The organism is Cupriavidus sp. KK10, from assembly GCF_018223725.1.
Classification (GTDB): Bacteria; Pseudomonadota; Gammaproteobacteria; order Burkholderiales; family Burkholderiaceae; genus Cupriavidus; species Cupriavidus necator.
Window position 1 is genome coordinate 2,377,521 of sequence record NZ_CP073677.1, and the last position, 23,701, is coordinate 2,401,221.

Below are 23,701 nucleotides of genomic sequence, written 5' to 3' on the forward strand. Positions count from 1 at the left end.
CCGCTTCATGAGGAAGAGCGTTATGTGAGGGATCAAGAGCGCAAAGAGAAGAACATGAAGCAGATGACGTTGGCAGCGGGTGCAGATCAAGGGGCTGGATTCGAGCAATACCGTAAGCCGACGCGACGTGAGGCATTTCTGGCGACGATGGAGACGATCGTGCCGTGGGCGGCGTTGTGCGCGGTGATCGAGCCGTACTATCCGAAGGCCGGCAACGGCCGGCCGCCCATTGGCCTGGAGCGGATGCTGCGCATCCACTTTTTGCAGCACTGGTTCAACCTGGCGGATCTGGCCTGCGAAGAGGCGCTGTATGACAGCGCCAGCCTGCGCCGCTTCGTTGGGATTGACCTGGGTCGTGAACCTGTGCCGGATGCCACCACGCTGCTGAAGTTTCGCCGCCTGTTAGAAAAGCACCAGCTTGCGGAGCGGCTATTCGCTGAGGTAGGCCGGATCCTGCAAGCCAGCGGCGTGAAACTGAAAACCGGCACCATTGTGGATGCCACGATCATCGGTGCCCCCAGTTCGACGAAGAACGAAAAGAAGGCGCGCGACCCCGAGATGCATCAGACCCGGAAAGGACAACAGTGGTTCTTTGGGATGAAGCTGCACATCGGCGTGGACAGCCAGAGTGGGTTGGCCCATTCGGCAGTCGTGACGCCGGCCAATGTCCACGACAAGCATGCGCTACCCCAGTTACTGCATGGGCAGGAACAGCGCGTCTATGGTGATAGTGCCTACGCCAGTCAGCAGGAGCTGATCGCATCGAAAGCTCCCCACGCCAAGGACTTCACCAATCAGCGTACCCGCAAGAACGGCCAGATTGACGAGGTGCAACGCGGGAAGAACCGAAACAAATCGAAGATCCGTGCCCGGGTCGAACATGTCTTTGCCGTGGTCAAGCGCCTGTGGGGTTTCACCAAAGTCCGCTACCGCGGCCTGAAAAAGAATGCCGGCCGGGCCTTCACGGCCCTGGCGCTGGCCAATCTTTACCTGAGCCGAGGACATCTGATGGGAGCAGTCCGCCCATAAAGGGCGAGTGCGGGGCGAGCGCCTCGCCAACACACCCCGTTGGGGGGCGCAGCAAGCCAAAATCTCGTCATCAGAGCCATTTTTCAAAGCGAATAGGCTCCGCGTCGAACCGCTCCACAAAAAATCAGCAGCTTATTCAGCGTAGCCTTAAGGATGTATTGACGTATGCAGATTGTGCGTGAGCGCGAATTGCGCTGCAGCAGCGGGCGGCTCAGCTTCAATCCCGCCGCACCATCAACGGGGTGGCGGCGGGACTGCGCAATAGCGGACTGAGCCAATGCGCGTTCAGCTCAGTCAGTGCGGGGCATGGCCCGGAGGAGCGACGCGCAGTGCCCGTTCAAAGATAGCGAGCGTATCAAGGAAGACACCATACCGAGGCGATTATCGACCCAACAGTACACGTTCAATCGATATCCTCAAGCCGTCCCGCAAATTCGACAAGACAACCAAAACCGCCGTGGAACAGAGCTTCGCGCTTATCCTCACGGACACCGGATTCCAGGACGCCAGCACCGGATCGCTCCGCATCATCCTCTGGTACATAGCCAAGGAAGCGTACGTTGGCGTTGTCCCAACGATTTCTGGCATTGGCGGACACGCCATATGCGATCAGGAAGTGGTACTTCGGAGCATCTATCGCCCGGCGCGTCAACTGCACCATGTCTCGATGACTGATCCAAGAGAAAAGGTGGCGTTCCACCGTGGGTTGGTCGTCTGGACGGAATGACCCGATACGCAGACAAGCCACTGACAGGCCATATTTGTCCGCGTAGAGACGGCCAAGCGCTTCGCCAAATACTTTGGACAGACCATAGCGGCTGTCCGGTCGCGGCATGACTCGGTCATCGATCATCCGATCACGGCGATGAAAGCCAACAGCATGATTCGAGCTGGCAAAAATCACGCGTTTGACGCCAGCCATGCGGGCCGCCTCGAACACGTTGTAGCAGCCTTCAATGTTCAGGCGGCGAATACGGTCCCATGTGTCCTCGTCGGGAATGCCGGCCAGGTGAACGACACAATCGATTCCCTGCATCGCATGCGCTAGCTGTTCGATGTCGGTAATGTCAGCCGTCACGACTTCCTCGCCGGCAGCGGCAGGCGCCTGGGATGCGACATCGGCAAGCCGTATCAGTTCGTACTGCCCTTGCAACCCTTTGCGCAGCGCACGGCCGATGTGGCCGGCAGCACCGGTAATCAAAATCCGCTTCATGTACTTATCCTAAATGGTGTGTGGTCGGCCTGCTTATGCAAGCCGGCACCTCTGACGGGAAGGATGGACAGCCGCCATCCTTGCTGAGGCAGCGGTGAACGCAAGCTATGCAGCGGACCTGCTCACCGCCGGTTGACTCTGTGTGGCGCGGCCATTGATCACGAATACCATGGCCAGTACGCCCACCACGTCGATGGTTGCGCCAAGCGCGAAGGCGCTGCCGTAGCCTCCGAAGTACTGAACCGCGAAGCCTGTTACGGTGGGGCCGATGATGCCGGAGATATTGCCCATGAGGTGCACAAAGCCACTGACGCCGCCCAGATGCTTCCCCGGAACGAGTTCGTGCATCAGGGCCCAGCAAGACTGAGAGGCGGCGGTCAGGAACAGCACCGCAGCCGCCACCAGAGCCACTGCTGTCGCTGTCTGCGTAGCGAAACTCACTACGAGCATGGCGACTGCGGACAAGGCGAGCGGCACGACCGCAGAGAGCTTGCGTGCATTCAGCGGGTTCTTCATGCGCTTGTAGATGAAATCGCCCACGAGGCCGCCGCCGAAATAGCCGATTGCGCCGCACGCCCAGGGAATCGTGCTCAGCATGCTCATCTGTTTCAGGTCAAGGTGCAGGGCATTGGTGAAATAGCTCGGCAGCCACGATACAAAAATGAACAGTGTGTAGTTCACGGCAAACAAGCCGGTGCCCAGCGCCAGTACGCTGGGCTTGAACAGATGCTCGCGCAGCGTCGTTCCGCGGTCGCCGTCGTCGGCTGGGTGCGCGGCACTGCGGCTCTCTTCGATCAGACGCAATTCGTCCGCGCCCACACGGCGGCTCTGTACCGGGCTATCGGTAACGAAGAAGCGCCAGAAGACGATCCAGATCAAGCCAATCAGCGCAATCACGACAAAGGAAATACGCCACCCGAAAGCGATTGCCACCAGTCCCACAATCGGGCCGGCAATGGCACTGCCGAGCGTTTGCCCCGAGAAGGAAAAGCCGATCATTCGGCCGGTTTCACTACGCGGGAACCAGTTGGTAATGGTCCGGTTGGTGGTCGAATTCATCGGCCCTTCGCCGAAACCAAATAGCGCACGCGTCACCAGCAGGGTCGTGAAGCCGGTCACGGCGGCGGTGAGTCCACACACCAGTGACCAGCCGCCCATCGCCCAGGAAAAAACGCGCTTGGGCCCGTAGCGGTCGGCAAGATGTCCGCCGACAAAAGCAAAGATGGAATAGCCAAAAAAGAAGCTGCTAAAGACAATGCCGAGCTCCGACGGGGAAATGTCCAGCTCTTTGCTAATAATCGGTGCAACGACGCCCAGCGCTGCGCGATCCATGTAGTTGATCATCCCGGCCGAAAATAGTAACCCGGCTACTACATAGCGATACTTTCCAGACATCATTGCCTCCAAAAACCTATACTATTTGTAAATAAAATTACAAAAAATTATTTGCGAATTAATTGAGTGCCAAAAGACTGAGATTCAGCCGCCGACGGCGCCTTGCGTGTTGACATACAAGGCATAGATCGACTGGGAAGAAGCCATAAAGAGGCGATTGCGCATTGGTCCGCCAAAACAAAGATTGGCACAGCGTTCCGGAAGTGCGATGCGCCCGATCAGTCTTCCTGCGGGTGACACGCACATGACGCCGTCAAGATCGTCGCTGCCCATGCCCCAGCCACACCAGAGGTTTCCGTGAACATCGCAGCGCATACCGTCGAGGGTTCCTGCGCCCGCATCAAGCAGGATCCTTCCGTTGGCGATGCGCGTGCCACTGTCGACGACGTCATAGGTCCAGATCTTGCGCCCGGGCGTCCCGCGCGACTCGATGACGTACAGGATGCGCTCGTCGGCCGAGAAGCACAGGCCGTTAGGCCCCTTCAGTTCCGTTGTCATGACGGTCGGCGAGCCCGAGCCGGCGTCGATCCGGTAGACCGAATGCGGCAGTTCCGGGGTCGCGGCGCGACCTTCGTAATTGCCCTGTATCCCCATGGGCGGATCGGTGAACCAGATGGAGCCGTCGGATTTGACGACGACGTCGTTGGGCGAATTGAGGCGCTTTCCCTCAAAGCTGTCGATCAGCACCGTGAGGCTGCCGTCATATTCGGTGCGCACAACGCGGCGGCCGCCGTGCTCGCATGTGATCAACCGCCCTTGCCGGTCGCGCGTGTTGCCATTGGCGTAGCCGGATGGTTGCCGGTACACGCTGACCGCGCCAGTCTCCTCTTCCCACTTCATCATCCGGTTATTCGGAATGTCGCTCCACAACAAAAAGCGGCCATCGCCGAACCAGACTGGCCCTTCCGCCCAGCGGAATCCAGTTGCGATCTGCTCCACGGCGGCGTAGGCGATCCGGTATTTCTCGAACTCCGGTTCCAGCACCTGGATGCGGGGATCGGGGTAGCGTGCACTTGGTTGCCACATGACTACTTTCCTTCTGGCTGTTCCCGTATGTCGGAAATCAGCTCATGATGCCGATATGCCAGGGCACGAATTCGTTGTCCCCGAGCCCAAGCAGTTCGCTCTTCGACGCCTTGCCCGAAGCGGTACGCAGCATCAACTGGAAGATCTCTTCGCCGACCTGCTCAATGGTTTTCTCGCCGTCGAGAATCGTGCCGCAATTCAGGTCCATGTCTTCCTCCAGCCGGCGATACATCGGCGAATTGGTGGCCAGCTTGACGCTGGGGACAGGCTTGGCGCCGAACATCGAGCCGCGTCCGGTGGTAAAGGCGATCAGGTTGGCGCCGCCGGCGATCTGGCCGGTGGCCGAGACCGGGTCGTAGCCCGGCGTGTCCATGAATACCAGCCCGTGCTGCGTGACCGGCTCGGCGTAGCGGTACACCTCCATCAGCGGACCTGTACCGCCCTTCATCGACGAGCCCAGTGACTTCTCGAAGATGTTGGCCAGGCCGCCCATCTGGTTGCCCGGGCTGACGGCGCCGTTGATCTGCACATCGCGTCCGACGGAATAGTCCTCCTTCCACCAGCGCACGCGTTCCAGCAGCTTCTCGCCGACTGCGCGGCTGGCGGCACGGCGCGTCAGCGTGTGCTCCACCCCATAGATTTCCGGCGTCTCCGACAGGATGGCGGTGCCGCCGTGGTGCACCAGCAGATCCACGGCCGCGCCCAGCGCCGGATTGGCGGTGATGGACGAAAACCCGTCCGAGCCGCCGCACTGCAGGCCCACGGTCAGGTGGCTGGCCGGCACCGGACGGCGCTCCACGCGATTGACTTGCGGTAGCAGTTCCATGACCGCGGCAATGCCGGCCTCAATGGTCTGGCGCGTGCCGCCGCTTTCCTGCATGACGAAGGTACGCAGCAAGGGGCCAGGTTGCAGAGACTGCGTGTCGAGCAGGCCGTTGAGCTGGTTGCGTTCGCAGCCCAGCCCCACGATCAGCGCGGCGCCCAGGTTGGCGTGGCGCGCATAGCCGGCCATGGTCCGGCGCAGCAGATCCATCGGCTCGCCGGACATCTCCATGCCGCAGCCCAGCGAGTGACTGAACGCCACCACGCCATCGACGTTGGGGAAATCTGCCAGCCGCTCCGCCGTGAACCACTCCGCTATCTTGCGTACAACGGTAGCCGAGCAATTCACCGTGGAAAGGATGCCGAGATAGTTGCGCGTGCCCACCCGGCCGTCGGCGCGCACGATGCCGTCGAAGCTCGCCTGCCGGCCGGCCTCGACCGGGACCACGGGCTGGTAGTCGCGGCCGAAGGCGTAGTCCCGCTCGTATTCCTGGAAGCTGACGTTGTGCGAATGCACGTAGCTGCCCGGCTGGATATCGGCCGCGGCAAAACCGATGCACACGTTGTACTTCAGGATCGGCTCACCGGCCTTGATCAAGCGGGCGGCGATCTTGTGGCCGGCGGGCACCTGGCTGCGCACGCCCCAGGTTTCCCCCGGCACTTGCGCGCCGATGGCCACGTTCATGCGGGCTACCAACACGTTGTCCGCGGGATGCAGGCGGATGCAAGGTCCGATGATGCTCTTCTTCTGGGTTTCCATACTACTTTTCCTGGATTGCGGAATCGGATAAAGGCCAGGCGCCGCTCACTCGGGCTGGATGCCGGCGCTCTTCACCACGCTGGCCCACTTGGGGACTTCGGTGGCCATGAACTTGCCAAACTGTTCGGGACTGGTGCCGAGGATAGTGAAGCCCTGCTCGGCGAACTTGGCGCGCAGCCCAGGATCCTTCAGGGCTACGCTGACTTCGTCGCTGATCTTGCTGGCGATGGCCCTGGGCGTCCTGGCAGGCACGAACAGGCCATACCAGGTCAGCACCTCGAAGCGGTTCAGCCCCCCTTCCGACAGCGTCGGCACCTGCGGCAGCGCCTGGGCGCGCGCGAGACTGGACACCGCGATTGCCTTGAGCTTGCCGCTCTTGATGAACGGCGCAGCCACCGGCACGTTGGCAAACATCACCGGCACCGTGCCCGCCATCACGTCGGTCAGCGCCGCCGACTCACCCTTGTAAGGCACGTGCGTCAGGCCGATGCCACCCATCGAATCGAACAGCGCACCGGCAATGTGCTGCGGGCCGCCAAGGCCCGACGAGGCATAGCTGCTCAGCTTGCCGGCGCGCGCGAGCGCGATCACGTCCCGCGCCGTACTGGCCTGCACCGACGGGTGCACCACCATCACCAGCGGCATCGACACCACTTGCGTCACCGGCATGAAGTCTTTCAGCGGATCGAAGGGCAGCTTTGCATACATGCTCGGCGCGATGACCATGGTCGACTGCGACGCCAGCATGATCGAATAGCCGTCGGCGGCCGACTGGGCCAGGTTGGCCGCCGCGATGGTGCCGGTGGCGCCGGGCCGGTTATCGACGATCACAGTCTGGCCGGTTTGCCTGGCGAGCTGGGCGCCAAGTTCGCGGGCCACGATGTCGGCGCCGCCGCCGGGGGCGAAGCCCACCACGATGCGGATAGTCTTGGTCGGATAGGCGTCGGCCGCGCCTGAAGGCGCGGCGCAGAGTGTCGCGACGATGCCGGCAATCGACGCGCAGAGCACAATGCGGCGGCGCTCATCGCTGACCCGGCGGCTGACGGGCGTGGTTGGGGGCGTGGTGGGCATGGACTGTCTCCTGGTTGTTATGTCCTGCTTTCAGCACTCGTCCATCGCAGATCTTTGTCCACGGATGGGGCGATGCTCCTGTTATCGATTCAGGCCGCGTTGTTTCCTGCGGAATCCTGATTTGATTTGAGACAGATTTTAGAAACTGGCAGAATGCAAAAACAGCATTGACCGCCTTGTTCAATCAATAGAATTTTTTTGTTATGGACACCCGCTACCTGCAGAGTTTTGTCGCCGTGGTCGAGTACGGTTCCTTCGCGGAAGCCGCGCGTCGCCTGGGCCTCACGGCAGCCGCCATTGCGGCGCGGGTCCAGGCGCTGGAGGACGCGCTGGATACCCCGCTGGTTCAGCGCGCGGGCCGCACGGTGCTGCCGACCCAGGGGGGCTTGCGCATCCTGCCCAAGGCGCGCGCGGTGGTGCGCGACGTGCGCGACCTGAGCGCGGTGGCGCATGACGACAGCCTGGTGGGAGAACTGCGGCTGGGCGTGTCGACTTCGTCGTTGACCGGCCTGTTGCCGCCGATACTGGAAGGGCTCTACACGGCGCATCCGCAGCTGAAGATTTACGTGGAGCCAGGCGCCTCTTCGCACCTGTACCGGCGCATCGTCTCGGGTGAACTGGACGCTGGCATCATCGTGGCACCGCAGTTCACGATTCCCAAGGCATTCGCCTGGCAAGTGCTGGTGGAAGAACCGTTCATCGTGCTGGCATCGCAGGCCATGGCCGGCCGCGGCGCGCATGACCTGCTCGCCGGCGAGCCGTTCATTCGCTATGACCGCGCCGTGTGGGGCGGCATGGTGGCAGACCGCTACCTGCAGGAGCACAACATCGTGCCGCAGGAGCGATTGGAGATCGATGCGCTCAATGCCATCGCCACCCTGGTCCACCAGGGCATCGGCGTCTCGCTGGTGCCGGACTGGACGCCGCCATGGCCCGAGGGCCTGAAGGTGGCGCGGATCCCGCTGCCCGGGCGGGCGCCGGTGCGCAAGGTGGGGTTCCTGTGGTCGCCACACGGCGCGCACGCCGCCCTGTCGCAGGCATTCCTGGAGTTCGGCATGGCCTCGCGGCGTGCACGGGGAACCTGAACGCGCGGCCGCCGCAATGACGGCGCGGGCGCGCGTTGGCGCCCACAGCGTTTAGCGGCCCGCGCCTTCGCCTTCCGTCCAGGCCTTGTACCGCGCCTTGTTCTCCTCATTGGGCGGATACAAGCCGGGCAACGGCATGCCGCGCTCCACTTCCTGCATGATCCAGCCCTCCAGGCGCTCCTGTTCCACCGAGGCGGCAATCACTTCGTCAAGCATGGCGGCGGGAATCAGCACCGCGCCGTCCTGGTCCACCACGATGACATCGTTGGGGAACACCGCAACGCCGCCGCAGTCGATGGGTTCCTGCCAGCCGACGAAAGTGAGACCGGCGACCGAAGCGGGTGCCGCTGCGCCCTGGCACCATACCGGCAATCCCGTGCCCAGCACCCCAGCCACATCGCGCACCACGCCGTCGGTCACCAGCCCGGCCACGCCGCGCTTGCGCAGGCGCGCGCACAGGATATCGCCGAAGATGCCTGCATCGGTCACACCCAGGGCGCCCACCACCGCAATGCAGCCGGCCGGCATGTCCTCGATGGCCGCGCGCGTGGAAATCGGCGAACCCCAGGAGGCCGGCGTGGCCAGGTCTTCGCGCGCGGGCACGAAGCGCAAGGTAAAAGCGCGGCCGACCAGGCGCGGCTGTCCGGGTGCCAGAGGCCGCGTGCCGCGCAGCCAGACGTTGCGCAGGCCATGCTTGAGCAGCACGGTGGTCAGGGTTGCGGTGGTCACGCCTTGCAGCGCCTTGATCACACTTTCGTCGAGGGGAAGCGATGTGGTCGCCATGATGTTTCCTTGTTGCATTTGGTTTGGGGATTAATCTGCCAGTGCCGCGCGCGAGTCATGCCTTGCGAGACGCCGCAGCAGATGCTCCACTTCGTGCCGGGCCGTCGCCGACATGGCCGCCGCTGGCTTGCGCTGCGCCGCGGAGGCGAGGAGCCCACGGCGCATCATCACGTACTTGCGCACGGCCAGGCCGGCACCGGGCTGCTGCTCATAGCGCAGCAGCGGCAGGTGGCCATCGAAGAGATCGTGCGCGGCCTCGCGCTCGCCCTGGGCCGACAAGCGCACCAGGTCGCAGAGCATATCGGGGAAGCTGTAGCCGGTATTGGCGCCATCCGCGCCGCGCTCCATTTCATAGTCCAGGAACAGCCCGTTGTTTCCACAAAGAATGGAGATGTGCCGCATTGAACCGTCCTTCTCGAAAGCGCGCAGGGCGGAGATCTTTTCCAGGCCGGGCCAGTCTTCGTGCTTGAGCATGACGCACGAGGGCAACTCGCCGACGATGCGGCGGATCACGCCGGGCGTCATCTGCACCGAGAACGTCAGCGGATAGTCCTGCAGCACGAACGGCACGTCGGCGCCGATCGCGTCTACCGCCTGCCGGTAGTAGCCGACGATCTGGTCGTCGGTGCGCAGCGTGTTGGGCGGCGCGATCATGACGCCGGCCGCACCCAGGTCCATCACCTCGCGCGTCAGCGCGCGCATGGCGGCGAAACCCGGCGCCGAGACCCCGACCACCACCGGCAGCCCGCCCGCGCGCCGGATCATGCGCGCGGCCACGTCGATCGACTCGGCGTGCTCGAGCTTGGGCGCTTCGCCGAGCTGGCCGAGCACGGTCACGCCGGTCGCGCCGCAGCCGAGATAGAAGTCCATCAAACGATCGATCGAACTCACGTCGATCGATCCGTCGTCCAGGAATGGAGTGGGCGCGATGGGGAAGACGCCCTTGGCGTCAGCGGTCAACAGCATCTTTGGGTCTCCGCGAAAGCTGGTGTTGGGTCGGGTCGGTCGTGCCGGGGCGCGGGGGGCAGTTCCCGCGAGCCTCAGATACTCTGGATAAGGCCGCCGTCGATGCGGATGGTGGAGCCGGTGATATAGCCGGCGCGGTCGCTGGCCAGGAACGTCACCGCATCGGCATATTCCTCCGGGCGGCCGTAGCGGCCCACCGCGATGGCCGCGGTGCTTTCAGCCGACACCTCCTCCACCGGGCGCTGCTCGCGGCCGGCCTTGACTTCATCCAGGAAGCGGATGCGGTCGGTGGCGATGCGCCCCGGCAGCACGATATTGACCGTCACGCCGTCTCGGCCGACTTCACGCGCCAGGGTCTTGGACCAGCCCACCAGCGACAGGCGCAGCGCATTGGAAATGCCCAGGTTCGGAATCGGCGCGACCACGCCGGACGAGGTGCTGGTGACGATGCGCCCCCACTGCCTGGCCCGCATGCCGGGCAGCACCCGGTCGGTGATCGCGATCACCGACAGCACCATGCTTTCGAAGTGCTTGCGCCACAGTGCCGGTTCCTGGCCGAACGCGGTGGTGGGCGGCGGGCCGCCGGTATTGTTGACCAGGATATCGACCTGGCCAAACTGGGCCTCGATGGCGGCGACATGGGTCTCGATCGACGCCAGGTCCGCCAGATCCCAGGTGCGCGCAAGCGCCGTGCCCCCCTTGGCGACGATCGTTGCCACGGTGCGGCTTGCCGCTTCCTCATTGACATCGGCGACCACGACCTTCACACCCTCCGCCGCCAGCGCCAGCGCGATGGCGCTGCCCAGGCCGCCGCCGCCGCCCAGCACCAGTCCTACCTTGCCTTCGATTCCTAGTTGCATGAATACCTCGCTTGAATATCTTGAAACGCCTGGATTGACAAATTACGTTCGCCGCGCGCTCGATTGAGCTGCCGCGCCAGGGCCCGCCCTCACGCCACCGCCACCGCCACCGGCGTCAGCGCCGTTCGCCCTGCCAGCACGGCTTGCACGTTGTCCAGCATCAGCCGCAGCATCACCGCGCGCGTTTCCCGGGTGGCCGTACCCGCGTGCGGAGACAGCAACACGTTGGGCAGCGCGGTCAGCGGCGAATCGGCCAACGGCTCGAACTCGAACACATCGAGCGCCGCGCCCCGGATCGTGCCGGCTTGCAGGGCCTCGCAGAGTGCCGCCTCGTCGACCACGCTGCCGCGCGCCAGATTGAGCAGGTAGCCGTCCGGCCCCAGCGCAGCCAGTAACGCGGCATCGACCAGGTGGCGATTCTGTTCGGTCGCACGGCAGGTGAGGAGCAGGATGTCCACCGACGCAGCCAGCGCGATGGGGCTCTCGCAATAGCGGTATGGCAGGCTTGCTCGCTGCGTGCCGGTGTAGGCCAGCTCCACGCCGAAGGGCGCCAGCCGCTGCGCAATGCCCGTGCCGATGCGACCGAGCCCGATGATGCCGACGCGCTTGCCGGCCAGGCTGGTGGTGAGCGGGAAGTCGTCCTCGCGCCAGGCGCCGCCGCGCACATGGCGATCGGCGGCGGGAATCCGGCGCAGCAGCGCCAGCAACAGGCCGATGCCGAGTTCGCAGACGGCCGCGTCCAGCACCCCGGGCGTGTTGGTGACCACGATGCCGCGCCTGGCGGCATGGGCGACGGGGATGCCGTCGTAGCCCACGCCGGAAGTCGCAATCACCCGCAACGCAGGCAGGCTGTCTATCACCGCCGCAGGTACCTGGTAATTGCTGCGCGTGACGATGGCGCGCACCGCGCCGCGCAAGCCGGCGTCAGCCGCAATCTCGGCCTCGGAGACGCAGCGGAATGCGGCGTCGATCGCGTCTTGCTGCGCAGCTTCAAAGACGCCGATGCGCAGCACGGGCTCACGTGTATCGCTTGTCATGTCCCCCCCTTCTTACTCAGGTGCCTTGCCGCGCGTTTCGGGCGCGCGCAGGAAGTCGAAGTCGACGCCCTGGTCGGCCTGCGTCACGGTCTGCAGGAACAGCTTCAGGTAGCCGCGCGGCGCGCTCGGCTCAACCACCGGGGCGGCCGCGCGGCGGCGCGCCAGTTCCTCATCCGATACCAGCAGGGCCAGCTCGCGGCGGCTCACGCTCAGGCGGATGCGGTCGCCAGTCTGCACCAGCGCCAGCGGCCCGCCCACGGCGGCTTCGGGGGTCACATGCAGCACCACCGTACCGAACGCGGTGCCGCTCATGCGTCCGTCGGAAATCCGCACCATGTCCTTGACACCGGCCCGCGCCAGCTTGCGCGGGATCGGGATATAGCCGGCCTCGGGCATGCCGGGCGCGCCCTTGGGGCCGATGTTCTTCAGCACCAGGATGTCATCGGCGCTCACGTCGAGGTCGTCCAGGTCGATGCGCTCGATCAGGTCCTGCGCGTTCTCGAACACCACCACGCGGCCCTCGTGCTCCATCAGCTCCGCGCTCGCCGCGGACTGCTTGATGATGGCGCCGCCAGGCGCCAGGTTGCCGGCGAGCACGGCAATGCCGCCTTGCGGGTAGATCGGGTTGTCGAAGCTGCGCACCACATCCTGCGCGAAGCCCGGGCCGGCATTGTCTATCTCCTCGCCCAGCGTGCGCCCCGTGACGGTCAGCGCATCGAGGCGCAGCAGCGGGCGCAGTTCACGCAGCAAGGTGGCCATCCCGCCGGCCTTGTGGAAGTCCTCCATATAGTGCTGGCCGTTCGGCTTCAGGTCGAGCAGCACCGGGGTTTCGCGGCCCATGCGGTCAAGCGCCTGCATATCGATATCCAGGCCCATGCGACCCGCGATGGCCGCCAGGTGCACGATGCCGTTGGTCGAGCCGCCGATGGCCAGCAGCACGCGCATGGCATTCTCGAACGCGGCCGGCGTCAGGATGCTGTCGATAGTCAGGCGCTCGTGTGCCATCGCCACGGCACGTGCGCCGGTTTCCTCGGCAATGCGGATGCGGTCGGCGGTCACGGCCGGCGGCGTGGCGCTGCCTGGAAGGCTCATGCCCATCGCTTCGGCCAGGCAGGCCATGGTACTGGCGGTGCCCATCACCGAGCAGGTGCCGACGCTGGCCACCAGCTGGTTGTTGACCTGCGAGGCTTCCTCCGCGTCGATTTCCCCGGCGCGGAACTTGCCCCAATAGCGGCGGCAGTCGGTGCAAGCACCGACCCGCTCGCTGCGGTGCGAACCCGTCAGCATCGCGCCAGTAACCAGTTGGATCGCGGGCACACCGGCAGAAGCCGCGCCCATCAGCTGCGCAGGCACGGTCTTGTCGCAGCCGCCGATCAGCACCACCGCATCCATCGGCTGGGCGCGGATCATTTCCTCCGTATCCATCGACATCAGGTTGCGCAGATACATGCTGGTCGGCGCGGCAAAGCTCTCGTGGATGGAGATGGTCGGGAATTCCATCGGCAGCCCGCCGGCAAGCATGATGCCGCGCTTCACCGCATCGATCAGCTGCGGCATGTTGCCGTGGCACGGGTTGAATGCGCTGCCGGTATCGGCGATACCGATCACCGGGCGGTCGAGTGCTGCATCGGTATAGCCCGAGCCCTTGATAAACGCCTTGCGCAGGAACAGCGAGAACCCAAGGTCGCCATAGTTGGTCAGTCCCTTGCGCAGGCCTGTATCCCCGGAGGAAGCGTCCGGTCCTTTGGGTTTATTGGTGGTCATGGTTCGTGGTCGGTTCAGCTATCGGAATTGATATGGGCGTCGGTGATGACCTTCTCCCAGCGTGTGACTTCGGTACGCAAGCGCTCGGCCGATTTTTCAGGGCTGGTTGGCGGCAAGGCATAGACACCCTGTTTCAGGAACTGTGCCTTGACGTCGGGCAATGCCAGAATCCTGGCCAGCGCCGCATTCAGGCGCTCAACCACCGGCGCGGGCGTGCCCGCCGGTGCCAGCACGCCGAAGGTGGAGCTGACGTCCAGGGTAGGCATGCCGCTCTCTGCGGCAGCCGGCACGTCCGGCAGCATCGAGATGCGCTTGGGTGCTGCCACGGCAAGCGCGCGCAACTGGCCTGCCTTGATGAACGGCTGCGCGGCCGGCACCGTCTCCACCATCATGTTGACCTGCCCGGCCACCAGGTCTGTCATGGCTGGACCACTGCCTTTGTACGGCACGTGGGTCATGTCGATATTGGCCTCTTTCTTGAAGATCTCAGCCGCCATGCGCTGCGGGGCGCCGGCACCGGAAGAGGCGTAGTTAAGCTTGCCGGGATTGGCCTTGCCGTAGCTGACCAGTTCCTGGAGCGTCTTGACCGGCACCCTCGGATTGACCACCACGACCAGTGGCACCGAGCCAACGACCATCACCGGGGCGAAGTCCTTGAGGATGTCGTAACGCAAGTGCCCTTTTTCCAGGGTCGCCATGGTTGCATGGGAGGTCAGTGCGCCCATCAGCAACGTATAGCCGTCTGGCGCGCTGCGGGCGACCACTTCCGCGCCGATGTTCCCGCCCGCGCCGCCCCGGTTGTCAACCACCACCTGCTGACCCAGCACTTCGCCCAGGCGGGTGGCAACGATGCGGCCGATCACGTCGGTGGCGCCGCCCGGCGGATAAGGCACGACCAGCCGGATCGGCTTGTCCGGATAGGCCGCGAACGCGGCCGGGGCACTGGTGAAAGCGGCCATGGCGGTGAGGGCCAACAGCCCTGCCCGCAGCAGGGTGCGACGAGTCGCATTGGTGGTAGGGAAATCCATGTCGTCTCCGGTCTCTTGTTGTCAGCGCACCCACAGCCGGGGATGCGTCATGCACGGAGTTTGACGAAGACGGAAGGCGAAAAAAAGCGATCTCCAGACCGATTAACCAAAAGATTATTTTGGTTTCCGCGGCCCCCCAGGGCCGCTCGCTGCTAAACGGGCCGACCCTGGCCGAGGCCGGCTTGGGGGGCTACGCTTGGCGTAACCCGCGTTAGCGGAATGAATGCGGAAACGAGCCGGGCAGCAGGCCAGCGTCACTTAGCATAGCTGTACACCGAGGCTCGCGAGACGCCCAGATGCTGCGCGACGATCTCCATGGCTCGGCGCACCTCCATACAGCCCGACTCCTTGAGCTCGCGCATCAGTGCGCGACGCTCTTGCGCCTTGAGGGAACGGGGCGTGGTCGCAAGCCGCGCAGCGAACTGGTCAATGCGGCGCCTGATGGCCTCGGCGCCGGCCGGATCGAGCGATTCGCTCACACCTGCAGCAGAGCCGACGCTGCCAAACTGGTTCAGCGCATTTTGCAAGCCTCGGAAAAGCGTCAGGTCTACATTCATGCACAAGGCCGCCACGTAGCGACCACTCGAATCCTTGATGCCTATGGACGTGCTCTTTGCCTGGCGGCCATCGGCGAACTGATTCGCGTAGTTCGCGATGACTTGCGGAAACTCCGGATCGGCAATGCGTGCGATACCGAGTTCTGTGGCCGGATCGCCAACCTTGCGGCCCGATAGATTGTTGTGGATCGCCAGGATGGCCTGCTTTGGATGCAGCAGGTCATGTACAACGACTTCACAGAACGGTGCCAGGGTCTCGCCGAGACCCTGCGCGACCTGCTCAATTTGTTCAAGCAGCGCTTGCTGCTCCGCCGAAAGTTTTTTCATTTGGAAATAATATCTAAAATCAAGATATTACGTCAAAGAAACGGCCCGGCGACTCCTGGCTCGGCGATTACGCTCGCTCCCGCCGTAGCACCTGGCCGGGCCGCGCGCCGCTGGACTTGCCATCGCGCCACACGACGCTGCCGTTGACAAGCACAGTATCAATGCCTATGGCCGGTGCAATCGGCCTGGAAAATGACGCTCCCTCGCCAACTGTTTCGGGATTGAGAACGGTCAAGTCTGCGAAGGCGCCCTCCCGCACTACCCCACGGTCGGCGAGCCCGAAATTCCTGGCGGTCAGTCCGGTCATCTTATGGATCGCGGTCTCAAGCGAAAACAGGCCCAGGGACCGTCCGTAGTGGCCAAGAACACGTGGGAAGCTTCCCCAAAGACGCGGATGCGGAGAGTCGTCGTGGGGCAAACCGTCCGAGCCGATCATGGTCTGGTCGAAGGCCAGGATGCGCTGCACATCCCGGTCGTCCATCATGTAGTAGATCGCACCGGCGGGGGACAGTCGGTCGACTACCTCTTCCTGTGTGTCACCGAGTTCGGCCATGATGTCGGCCAGATCCTTGCCGGCATACTGTGGCAGGGGCTTTGACCAGGTCACGGTCACCCGGGTCGCATTACGTGCGCGATGCGCGGACAGAATGGTGGACGACGCCGGATAAGGATAGCAGTCGAGGCAAACCTCTTGCTTTTCCATATGTTCAGCAATGAACTTCAGCGTTTCCGCGGAGCGACCATAATTGTTGACGCCGACCAGCTTATGATGCGAGATGACGACCGGTACACCGACTTCGCGACCGATGCGGAAGGTCTCGGTCAGTGATTGAATGATGTGGTCGCCCTCGTTTCGCATATGCGTGCAATAGACTCCGCCGTACTCGCGTAGCGGCTCGCATATTTCAATGACTTCTTCCGTTGGCGCCCCAATCGACGGTTCATAGAACAGCCCCGTTGACACGCCAATCGCGCCGGCGCGCATGGCTTCATCGACCAGCGCGCGCATGGCTGCGATTTCGTCCGGATTTGCCGGCAGGGAAAGATCATTCATCGTCGCGACCCGCAATGTCGTATGGCCGACCAGCATGGCGCAATTCGTTGCCGCGGGCTGGGCGCGCAACGCTTCCAGGTATTCCGCAAAGGCAGCAAACCGAAACCACGCACCGCCATCATCGAGCAGGTTAAGCGGCGGGGTGACCGGATCGGGAATCTGCCGCGGCATCGGCGCCAGCGAAACGCCGCAATTGCCGCCGATCACAGTAGTGATACCCTGGCTGACCTTGGGAGCCATGTCCCCACCAGAGAGCAGCAAGCGGTCGTCATGCGTGTGCGCATCGATAAAACCAGGCGCCACCACAAGGCCAGATGCATCGATTTCCGTGGCTGCGCTGCCCCCCCGCAAATCGCCGATGCGCACAATACGGTCACCTTTGATACCGACCTCGCCTGCATAACGTGGAGCCCCCGTTCCGTCGACAATCGAGGCATTGCGGATCATGACGTCATAACGCTCACTCATCGGGTACTCCCTGGTATCGTGTTCATCAATTGCTCCGGAAGCCGGGCTGTGTGGTGATGCATCGCGTCGCGGGATCGGCGACGCGATCAATGCATGTCAATCGTGCTCGCAGACCATCGGCAATGGCAGTCAGAGCAGAGCGCCACGCGCCGCAATCGGCCATAGCGCTTCGACCCTTCCATCGCGTACGCAGACCAGAGAATCATAAAGATTGACGGTGGGATCGCAGTGGCCGGGAATGAGCATCAGTTTCTCTCCCAGCTCCACTGAAGCGGGACTGGGGGTAGCAATTACGCCATGTTCGTCTGATGCTTTCAGGTATTTCAGATCGCTGCGCTTCCACACTAGTGGCATGCCGGAATCAACACTGGAGGCCTTCAGGCCGGCATCCACGATAGCCCTCTCGCCAGTGGCCCTGCTCATCACCGTCGTCAGGACAAAGAGCGCATGCTCGAAGGGAATGTCGTCCGGCCCGCGCGTATTTTCGCCGTAGTCGCGATCCATGAAGACATAGGAGCCACACTGAAGCTCGTTATAGACGCCGGAGTCGCGCTCGAGGAGGAACGTGCCAGTGCCTGCGCCAGCGATAATCTCAACCGGAATGCCACGTGCCTCGATGATTTTCTTTGTCGACAGCGCGAGTTCAGCGGCATCGCGAATTGCGGCAGTACGCTCCTGCGGCGTGCGCAGATGCTGGGCCGGTCCGTGATAGCACTGCAGCCCGGCAAAGCGCAGCGGTGAGGAGACAATCAATTCTGCGAGATGCGCCGCTTCTTCACCTGGAGGGATGCCGCAGCGATGGGCGCCGACGTCGATTTCGATATAGACATCCACGCTCTTCCCGGATGCTTGTGCGGCGGCGGCCAGAGCCTGAATCTGCGAGGCATCATCGACCAGAACCCCAATGCGGGCAGAGCCGGCAAGTTCCATCAGGTGGCGGATTTTCGCTGCACCGACGATCTCGTTGCTGATGAGGATGTCGGTAACGCCGGCCTCGACAAACACGGCAGCCTCGCTGACCTTCTGGCAGCAGATTCCCACAGCGCCCAATGCGATCTGTCGCAAGGCGATCTCCGGACACTTGTGGCTCTTGGCGTGGGCACGCAGACGCACGTTCCGGCCGCGCAATGCGTCAGCCATTCGCTTCAGATTACGCTCGAATGCATCCAGGTCGAGCACGAGCGCGGGTGTATCGATGGCAACGGCAGGGTCGCCGATTTGGGCTGCTTTCCAGGGACTCACGGGGATTTCCTTTAATCGATCTTGGCACCGGAGAATTTCACGATCCTGGCCCACTTGACCGTCTCGCGGCGGGAGAGGTCCAGGAACTCCTCAGGCGTGCTGGGCGCGATTTCCGCCCCCAGCAGCTTGAATCGCTCTCGCACGGCGGGGCTCTCCAGCGCGATGCGAATCTCGCGGTTGAGGCGGGTAACGATGTCTTTAGGCATGTGGGCCGGGCCGACGATGCCTCCCCACGCCGACACCTCGAATCCGGGCACGGATTCGGCGATCGCGGGAACTTCCGGATATCCAGCCAGGCGCTGCGCCGAGGAGACGCCAAGCGCCCGCGCCTTGCCCGCCTTGGCCATCGGTGCGGAAACCGGCGTGTTGATCATCATCAGCTGTATGCCACCGCCGATCAGGTCCGTGACGGCCGAAGTCGCTGCGCGATAGGGCACATGCAGCATGTTAACGCCCGTCATCGCCTTGAAGAGTTCGACGCCCAGATGTGCCGTGGTGCCGTTGCCATCCGATCCAAAGGCCAGCTTGCCCGGATTCTTTTTCGCATAGGCAATCAGCTCGGGAATGGTCCTGACCGGCACACTGTCGTTGACGATCATCATGTTGGACAGGCGCAGCGTGTTGGCGATCAGCGTCAGGTCCTTTTCGACGTCGTACGGCACCGATGGCAGCAGCGACTTGTTGGTCGCCAGCGAGACGATATTGCCGTAAGCCAGCGTGTAGCCGTCGGGCGCGGCCTTCACCACCTCCATGGTGCCGATCACATAGGAACCGCCAGGCTTGTTGTCAATCACGATGGACACGCCCAATTGCTGTGCCAGCTGCGGAGCGAGGGCCCGCATTAACGCATCCGGAGCACCGCCGGGGGCCGACGGCACAATCAGCCTGATCGGTTTGTCCGGATAAGCCGCGAAGGCGGAAACCGGCAACGCTGCACACAGCGCTAACACAAACTTCACCAAAAAACGTCGGGAACTCATTGGACCATCTCCTGTACGTGATTCGCGTTTTCGAGTCATTCCATCAGCAGCACCTGCGCCATCGAAGTTCCATGGTTACGGTTTGTGTTCTAGACAAAATATACAGTTCTGGATAGAATGTCAACCAACGCAGGAAGTAACGGAACAACTCGCGCCAGCCCCCTGCCCCAGAGCAACGCGCGCCCGAAGGCCAATATGGATTGCGGCCTGCAGACCACGCGCTTCACCGTTGCTTCATAAGGTCCCATGTCGCCAGGCTGGTCACTGCGGACACTCATATGACGCCCCAATAGGAAAGAGGCCCTTACGCATGGATCCGGTAATCTTGGTCGTGGCACTGGGAGCCATTGTTGCTGGCTTCGTACAAGGGCTTTCGGGCTTCGCCTTTGGTCTCACTGCAATGTCGTTCTGGGCGTGGTCGCTGGATCCCAGGCTGGCCGCGTCAATGGCGGTTTTTGGGGCGCTAACGGGGCAGATCATTGCCGTGGTAACCATGCGCCGAGGATTCAAGCTGGGCAGGCTATTGCCTTTCCTGATCGGCGGCCTGGCTGGCATACCCGTTGGCGTCGCGATTCTCCCGTCGCTCGACCTTCAACTCTTCAAGGCCTTCCTCGGTACGTTCCTGGTGCTGTGGTGCCCGACGATGCTTGCCGTACGAAACCTGCCGAAGATCACAGCGGGCGGGAGGCTGGCCGACGGGATCGTGGGCGGCATCGGCGGGATCATGGGTGGCATCGGCGGCTTTACCGGCACGATTCCCACACTGTGGTGCTCGTTGCGGGGATTCGACAAGGATGAACAGCGTGCGATCATTCAGAACTTCAATCTCGCCTTGCTGCTTGTGACCATGGCCATCTACGTGGAAAAGGGATTCGTGACACGTGCCATGCTGCCGATGCTCGGAATCGTCGGGCCGGCGATGCTGATTCCCACTATCCTGGGCGCCCGGCTGTATGTTGGGATTTCCGAAGCGACCTTCCGCAAGATTGTATTGAGCCTGCTCGCGGCATCCGGGGTCGCGTTGCTGACATCGTCCGTCCCGCATTTGCTTCAGCGTTTGGCGTAGGGCTTCTGTCGCAGCAACAGCGAGGCCGTCGACGCCACCCCAAAGAATGCTCGCGCAGCGAAAGTTCTTGAGGGCCAGCCTCGGTCGAGTGAGGCGCCTGACGGCTCGGTGCTCCTGCTCGACCGCCGATCAAATTCCGACCGGATAGCCATCCTTGCGGTGATCGCTTGCCGCGACATAGCCGCCATTTTCCAGGCGCAGAGCCGCCTGGGCGCTGCCGAACTCGGTATCAAAGCGTTTGGCAACCGTGATCGGATGCCCGCGCGAGATCAGTCCTTCAATCACCGCTTGCGGCATATTCCATTCGACGGTAACGCCATGATTGTCGTCAAGTACGCGCCAGCGCGGCGCGTCGCTTGCCGCCTGCGGATTCAGCCCGTGATCGACCATGCGGGAGACCATCTGCATATGACCCTGCGCCTGCATGGATCCGCCCATGAGGCCAAAGCTCATCAGCGGCCGGCCGTTTTGCATCAGGAAGCCGGGGATGATGGTGTGGAATGGACGTTTTCCAGGCGCCACCTCGTTGGTATGGCCGTGACGCAAGTTGAAGCCCCAGCCGCGGTTCTGCAAGGCGATGCCGGTATTGGGCACGACCACGCCCGAACCAAAGCCCTTGAAGTTGGATTGAATAAACGAAACCATCATGCCGTTGCGATCCGCCGTGGTCAGGTAGACGGTGCCGCCGCCAAGCGGTTTGCCGGTGCGGGCCGGCGCTGCCCGCTCGGGGTCGATCAACCTGGCGCGTTGTGCCAGATATGCCGGGTTGAGCAGGTCGGCCGCTGTGACTTCCGTCATGTGATCCACATCGCCGACGTATTCATGCAAGTCGGCAAAGGCCAGTTTCATTGCCTCGATCTTCAAGTGCATCGCCAGCGCGCTATCCTGATCCAGGCTCTTCAGATCGAAATGCTCAAGCATGCCCAACGCCATTTGCGCCGCAATGCCTTGACCGTTTGGCCCGATCTCGTACAGTTCAACATCCCGGTAGCGGATGCCGATCGGCTCGACCCAGTCCGCCTTATGCGCGGCGAGGTCGGCTTCAGTGATCGCGCCACCGGTATTGCGCGCATGGTCGACAATCGCACGGGCCAGTTCGCCATGGTAAAAATCGTCGCCCTTGCTGCGCGCGATGCGCTCGAGTGCCTTTGCCTGTCCCGGGCAAATAAAGCGCTCGCCCTGGAGCGGCGCCCGGCCGTTGGGGGCAAACGCTTCGCGGTAGCCCGGCTGATCGATCAGTTCGCCGACCTGTTTTTGCCACTGATTGTGGACATTGTGCGAAACCAGATAACCTTCCCGCGCATAGCGCAGCGCCGGTTCGAACAGGTCTTCGAACGGCAGGCTGCCAAAGCGCTCCCACATGGCGCGCCACGCTGAAACGGTGCCTGGCACGGTTACCGAGTCCCAGCCCCGCTTCGGCATCTCCTTGTATTTTGAAAAATACTCGCGCGTCCATGCGGCCGGTGCCCGGCCCGATCCGTTCAAACCATGCAATGTGTCGCCATCCCAGATCAGTGCAAACGCGTCGCCGCCGATACCGTTGTTGCAAGGCTCGACCACAGCCAGGGCGATTGCCGTGGCAAGCGCCGCATCGGCTGCATTGCCGCCGCGCAGCAGCATCTGCAAGCCGGCCGCGGAGGCAAGCGGCTGCGAGGTCGTCACGACGTTGTCGGCGACCAGCGGCAAACGCTGCGACGTGTACGGGAACGTCCAGAAAGCACCTTGATTCGATTGCATGTTGTCCTGGTGTAAATAGCAGCCCACGCGAAGTCTGGCGGCGGCAAGCCGTTCAGCTAAGCATGGCGGTTGAAAAAAAGTCGGCGCAATGCTGTTCTCCGGGCAATTGGCATTGCGGGCGACGCGAAAACGCATCGACCCATATCAATCCACGACGATGTTCTGTCGCTTGGCAAGCGCCCTCCATCGCTCCACGTCCTGCGCGATGGTGGTGGCGAACTGGGCCGGCGTGATGGGCCTGGCTTCGGCGCCCTCTTTCAGGATCGCCGCCTTGATCTCGGGCTTGGACAAGACCGCATTGACGGCGGCGTTCAGTTGGTTGACGATCGCCGGCGGCGTGCCCGCCGGCGCCAGCAGGCCCCACCACAGCTCGAACTCGTAGCCCGGCACCGCGCTGGACATGGGCGTGAGTTCCGGCGCGATCGGGCTCGGCTTGAGGCTGGTGATGCCAATGGCGCGCACCTTGCCGGCGCGGACCATCGGCAGCAGCGACGGGCCGGTGGAGATCAGCAACTGCGTCTGGTTGCCCATCAGGTCGGTCAAGGCGGGGGGCATGCCGCGATACGGGATATGCGTGATGAGCAGGTTGCCGGCCATGGCCTTGAGCAGTTCGGTGCCGAACTGGTTGACGCCGCCCGGCCCGGACGAGGCGTAGTTGTACTTGCCTGGATTGGCGCGGATCGCGGCGATCAGTTCCTGCGGTGTCCTGGCGGGGAATGCATTGTTGACCGCGACGATGAACGGCCCTCGCGCAAACATCGCCACCGGCGCGAAGCTCCTGATTGCATCGAACGGCAGTTTGGCCTGCACCGCGGCATTGGTTGTCATGCTGGACGACACGGCGGCCAGCGTATACCCGTCCGGGGCGGACTTGGCGACGATGCCGGTGCCGGTATTGCCGCTGGCGCCGGGGCGGTTGTCGATGACGACGGCTTGCTTGAGCTCCTCGCCGATCCCCTTGGCGACGATGCGCGCGAAGATGTCGTTGGAGCCGCCCGGCGGATAGGGCACGACGATGGTGATGGGCTTGCCTGGATACCCATCCCGCGCGAAGACCGCGCCGGACACCAGGCAGGCAATCAGCGTGGCGGCGAACGCCACGCTACGGGAAACGGATGCGGATGCTGATTTCAAGATGCCTCCATCGGTGTCCTTGTTTGTCCCACGCGGGGCAGCCTGATCCCGGCAGTGTCAGGCGGGCGGAAATCCAAGGTTCTGGACAATATATTCAATAGTAGATATTTTGTCCAGGCTATGAGAACTACTTTGAGGCAGCATGAAGCGCTGCCCGAGCAACTGAGACGGCAAGGCGACGCCGGCGAGGGAACGCACAACGCACTGTCAGCTTCTTGGGTAGCGAGGCGAAACAGTGGCAAGCCGGACCTGCCGCCCACTGGGGCGGCCGATCGCATGCGTGTGACGACGGCGCGA

20 protein-coding genes are annotated in these 23,701 nt (G+C 63.2%); 3 read left to right on the plus strand and 17 right to left on the minus strand.

Annotated features, from left to right (window positions below):
* Window positions 1-54: 54 nt before the first annotated feature.
* Complete coding sequence (locus KB879_RS11465; RefSeq protein WP_116386451.1) at window positions 55-1,029, plus strand: IS5 family transposase; 975 nt, start codon at window positions 55-57, stop codon at window positions 1,027-1,029.
* Between the two features lie 403 nt (window positions 1,030-1,432).
* Here KB879_RS11465 and KB879_RS11470 read toward each other — a convergent pair whose 3' ends face one another.
* From KB879_RS11470 to KB879_RS11490, 5 genes are all read right to left on the minus strand, one after another.
* Window positions 1,433-2,242: an NAD(P)-dependent oxidoreductase gene (locus tag KB879_RS11470; RefSeq protein WP_211981348.1), complete on the minus strand. Its 810-nt coding sequence runs from the start codon at window positions 2,240-2,242 to the stop codon at window positions 1,433-1,435.
* 105 nt (window positions 2,243-2,347) lie between these two features.
* On the minus strand, window positions 2,348-3,640 hold the full coding sequence (locus KB879_RS11475) for an MFS transporter (RefSeq protein ID WP_211981349.1): 1,293 nt from the start codon (window positions 3,638-3,640) through the stop codon (window positions 2,348-2,350).
* Between the two features lie 81 nt (window positions 3,641-3,721).
* The gene (locus KB879_RS11480) at window positions 3,722-4,663 is read right to left on the minus strand and encodes an SMP-30/gluconolactonase/LRE family protein (protein ID WP_211981350.1); all 942 of its coding nucleotides are present in this window, start codon (window positions 4,661-4,663) and stop codon (window positions 3,722-3,724) included.
* A 37-nt stretch (window positions 4,664-4,700) separates the two neighbouring features.
* Window positions 4,701-6,245 (minus strand): UxaA family hydrolase, encoded by a 1,545-nt coding sequence (locus KB879_RS11485; RefSeq protein ID WP_211981352.1) that lies wholly within the window; start codon window positions 6,243-6,245, stop codon window positions 4,701-4,703.
* 45 nt (window positions 6,246-6,290) lie between these two features.
* A complete protein-coding gene (locus KB879_RS11490; RefSeq protein ID WP_153954051.1) occupies window positions 6,291-7,316 on the minus strand; it encodes a tripartite tricarboxylate transporter substrate binding protein in 1,026 nt (341 codons plus the stop codon).
* A gap of 203 nt (window positions 7,317-7,519) precedes the next feature.
* Between KB879_RS11490 and KB879_RS11495 the strand changes: the two genes are divergently transcribed.
* The gene (locus tag KB879_RS11495) at window positions 7,520-8,401 is read left to right on the plus strand and encodes a LysR substrate-binding domain-containing protein (protein WP_153954050.1); all 882 of its coding nucleotides are present in this window, start codon (window positions 7,520-7,522) and stop codon (window positions 8,399-8,401) included.
* 51 nt (window positions 8,402-8,452) lie between these two features.
* Here the strand turns inward: KB879_RS11495 and KB879_RS11500 are convergent, their stop codons facing one another.
* The 10 genes from KB879_RS11500 to KB879_RS11545 all read right to left on the minus strand — a co-directional run bounded on the left by KB879_RS11500 (window position 8,453) and on the right by KB879_RS11545 (window position 19,467).
* Window positions 8,453-9,184, minus strand: coding sequence for a ribonuclease activity regulator RraA (locus KB879_RS11500; protein ID WP_153954049.1), 732 nt, complete (start codon window positions 9,182-9,184; stop codon window positions 8,453-8,455).
* A gap of 30 nt (window positions 9,185-9,214) precedes the next feature.
* Entirely contained in the window at window positions 9,215-10,150 is a 936-nt protein-coding gene (locus KB879_RS11505) for a dihydrodipicolinate synthase family protein (RefSeq protein ID WP_211981354.1), read from the minus strand.
* A gap of 74 nt (window positions 10,151-10,224) precedes the next feature.
* Window positions 10,225-11,010 (minus strand): SDR family oxidoreductase, encoded by a 786-nt coding sequence (locus KB879_RS11510; RefSeq protein ID WP_153954047.1) that lies wholly within the window; start codon window positions 11,008-11,010, stop codon window positions 10,225-10,227.
* Between the two features lie 89 nt (window positions 11,011-11,099).
* The gene (locus tag KB879_RS11515; protein WP_153954046.1) at window positions 11,100-12,047 is read right to left on the minus strand and encodes an NAD(P)-dependent oxidoreductase; all 948 of its coding nucleotides are present in this window, start codon (window positions 12,045-12,047) and stop codon (window positions 11,100-11,102) included.
* A 12-nt stretch (window positions 12,048-12,059) separates the two neighbouring features.
* Window positions 12,060-13,811, minus strand: a complete 1,752-nt coding sequence (locus KB879_RS11520) for an IlvD/Edd family dehydratase (protein ID WP_153954045.1) — start codon at window positions 13,809-13,811, stop codon at window positions 12,060-12,062.
* A gap of 14 nt (window positions 13,812-13,825) precedes the next feature.
* Window positions 13,826-14,839 (minus strand): tripartite tricarboxylate transporter substrate binding protein, encoded by a 1,014-nt coding sequence (locus KB879_RS11525; RefSeq protein ID WP_211981356.1) that lies wholly within the window; start codon window positions 14,837-14,839, stop codon window positions 13,826-13,828.
* A 254-nt stretch (window positions 14,840-15,093) separates the two neighbouring features.
* Complete coding sequence (locus KB879_RS11530; protein WP_153954043.1) at window positions 15,094-15,723, minus strand: transcriptional regulator; 630 nt, start codon at window positions 15,721-15,723, stop codon at window positions 15,094-15,096.
* 67 nt (window positions 15,724-15,790) lie between these two features.
* Window positions 15,791-17,245 carry an amidohydrolase family protein gene (locus KB879_RS11535; RefSeq protein ID WP_153954042.1) on the minus strand — a complete coding sequence of 485 codons (1,455 nt, stop codon included), beginning with the start codon at window positions 17,243-17,245 and terminating at the stop codon, window positions 15,791-15,793.
* Between the two features lie 129 nt (window positions 17,246-17,374).
* Entirely contained in the window at window positions 17,375-18,487 is a 1,113-nt protein-coding gene (locus tag KB879_RS11540; protein ID WP_211981358.1) for a DSD1 family PLP-dependent enzyme, read from the minus strand.
* Window positions 18,488-18,498: 11 nt separating this feature from the next.
* Window positions 18,499-19,467: a tripartite tricarboxylate transporter substrate binding protein gene (locus KB879_RS11545; protein WP_153954041.1), complete on the minus strand. Its 969-nt coding sequence runs from the start codon at window positions 19,465-19,467 to the stop codon at window positions 18,499-18,501.
* A gap of 310 nt (window positions 19,468-19,777) precedes the next feature.
* On the opposite strand from KB879_RS11545, the gene KB879_RS11550 reads away from it, so the two are divergent.
* The gene (locus KB879_RS11550) at window positions 19,778-20,533 is read left to right on the plus strand and encodes a sulfite exporter TauE/SafE family protein (protein ID WP_153954040.1); all 756 of its coding nucleotides are present in this window, start codon (window positions 19,778-19,780) and stop codon (window positions 20,531-20,533) included.
* A gap of 129 nt (window positions 20,534-20,662) precedes the next feature.
* On the opposite strand, the gene ggt is transcribed toward KB879_RS11550, so the two are convergent.
* Both ggt and KB879_RS11560 read right to left on the minus strand, forming a co-directional pair.
* Window positions 20,663-22,270, minus strand: a complete 1,608-nt coding sequence (gene ggt / locus KB879_RS11555) for a gamma-glutamyltransferase (RefSeq protein WP_211982173.1) — start codon at window positions 22,268-22,270, stop codon at window positions 20,663-20,665.
* Window positions 22,271-22,414: 144 nt separating this feature from the next.
* Complete coding sequence (locus KB879_RS11560) at window positions 22,415-23,407, minus strand: tripartite tricarboxylate transporter substrate binding protein (protein ID WP_371827411.1); 993 nt, start codon at window positions 23,405-23,407, stop codon at window positions 22,415-22,417.
* Window positions 23,408-23,701: the final 294 nt, after the last annotated feature.

What these genes read in the sequence shown, in the direction of transcription:
- KB879_RS11465 (WP_116386451.1), top strand. Translation starts at nt 55, where the DNA reads ATGAAGCAGATGACGTTGGCAGCGGGTGCAGATCAAGGGGCTGGATTC.
- KB879_RS11470 (WP_211981348.1), bottom strand. Translation starts at nt 2,242, where the DNA reads ATGAAGCGGATTTTGATTACCGGTGCTGCCGGCCACATCGGCCGTGCG.
- KB879_RS11475 (WP_211981349.1), bottom strand. Translation starts at nt 3,640, where the DNA reads ATGATGTCTGGAAAGTATCGCTATGTAGTAGCCGGGTTACTATTTTCG.
- KB879_RS11480 (WP_211981350.1), bottom strand. Translation starts at nt 4,663, where the DNA reads ATGTGGCAACCAAGTGCACGCTACCCCGATCCCCGCATCCAGGTGCTG.
- KB879_RS11485 (WP_211981352.1), bottom strand. Translation starts at nt 6,245, where the DNA reads ATGGAAACCCAGAAGAAGAGCATCATCGGACCTTGCATCCGCCTGCAT.
- KB879_RS11490 (WP_153954051.1), bottom strand. Translation starts at nt 7,316, where the DNA reads ATGCCCACCACGCCCCCAACCACGCCCGTCAGCCGCCGGGTCAGCGAT.
- KB879_RS11495 (WP_153954050.1), top strand. Translation starts at nt 7,520, where the DNA reads ATGGACACCCGCTACCTGCAGAGTTTTGTCGCCGTGGTCGAGTACGGT.
- KB879_RS11500 (WP_153954049.1), bottom strand. Translation starts at nt 9,184, where the DNA reads ATGGCGACCACATCGCTTCCCCTCGACGAAAGTGTGATCAAGGCGCTG.
- KB879_RS11505 (WP_211981354.1), bottom strand. Translation starts at nt 10,150, where the DNA reads ATGCTGTTGACCGCTGACGCCAAGGGCGTCTTCCCCATCGCGCCCACT.
- KB879_RS11510 (WP_153954047.1), bottom strand. Translation starts at nt 11,010, where the DNA reads ATGCAACTAGGAATCGAAGGCAAGGTAGGACTGGTGCTGGGCGGCGGC.
- KB879_RS11515 (WP_153954046.1), bottom strand. Translation starts at nt 12,047, where the DNA reads ATGACAAGCGATACACGTGAGCCCGTGCTGCGCATCGGCGTCTTTGAA.
- KB879_RS11520 (WP_153954045.1), bottom strand. Translation starts at nt 13,811, where the DNA reads ATGACCACCAATAAACCCAAAGGACCGGACGCTTCCTCCGGGGATACA.
- KB879_RS11525 (WP_211981356.1), bottom strand. Translation starts at nt 14,839, where the DNA reads ATGGATTTCCCTACCACCAATGCGACTCGTCGCACCCTGCTGCGGGCA.
- KB879_RS11530 (WP_153954043.1), bottom strand. Translation starts at nt 15,723, where the DNA reads ATGAAAAAACTTTCGGCGGAGCAGCAAGCGCTGCTTGAACAAATTGAG.
- KB879_RS11535 (WP_153954042.1), bottom strand. Translation starts at nt 17,245, where the DNA reads ATGAGTGAGCGTTATGACGTCATGATCCGCAATGCCTCGATTGTCGAC.
- KB879_RS11545 (WP_153954041.1), bottom strand. Translation starts at nt 19,467, where the DNA reads ATGAGTTCCCGACGTTTTTTGGTGAAGTTTGTGTTAGCGCTGTGTGCA.
- KB879_RS11550 (WP_153954040.1), top strand. Translation starts at nt 19,778, where the DNA reads ATGGATCCGGTAATCTTGGTCGTGGCACTGGGAGCCATTGTTGCTGGC.
- ggt (WP_211982173.1), bottom strand. Translation starts at nt 22,270, where the DNA reads ATGCAATCGAATCAAGGTGCTTTCTGGACGTTCCCGTACACGTCGCAG.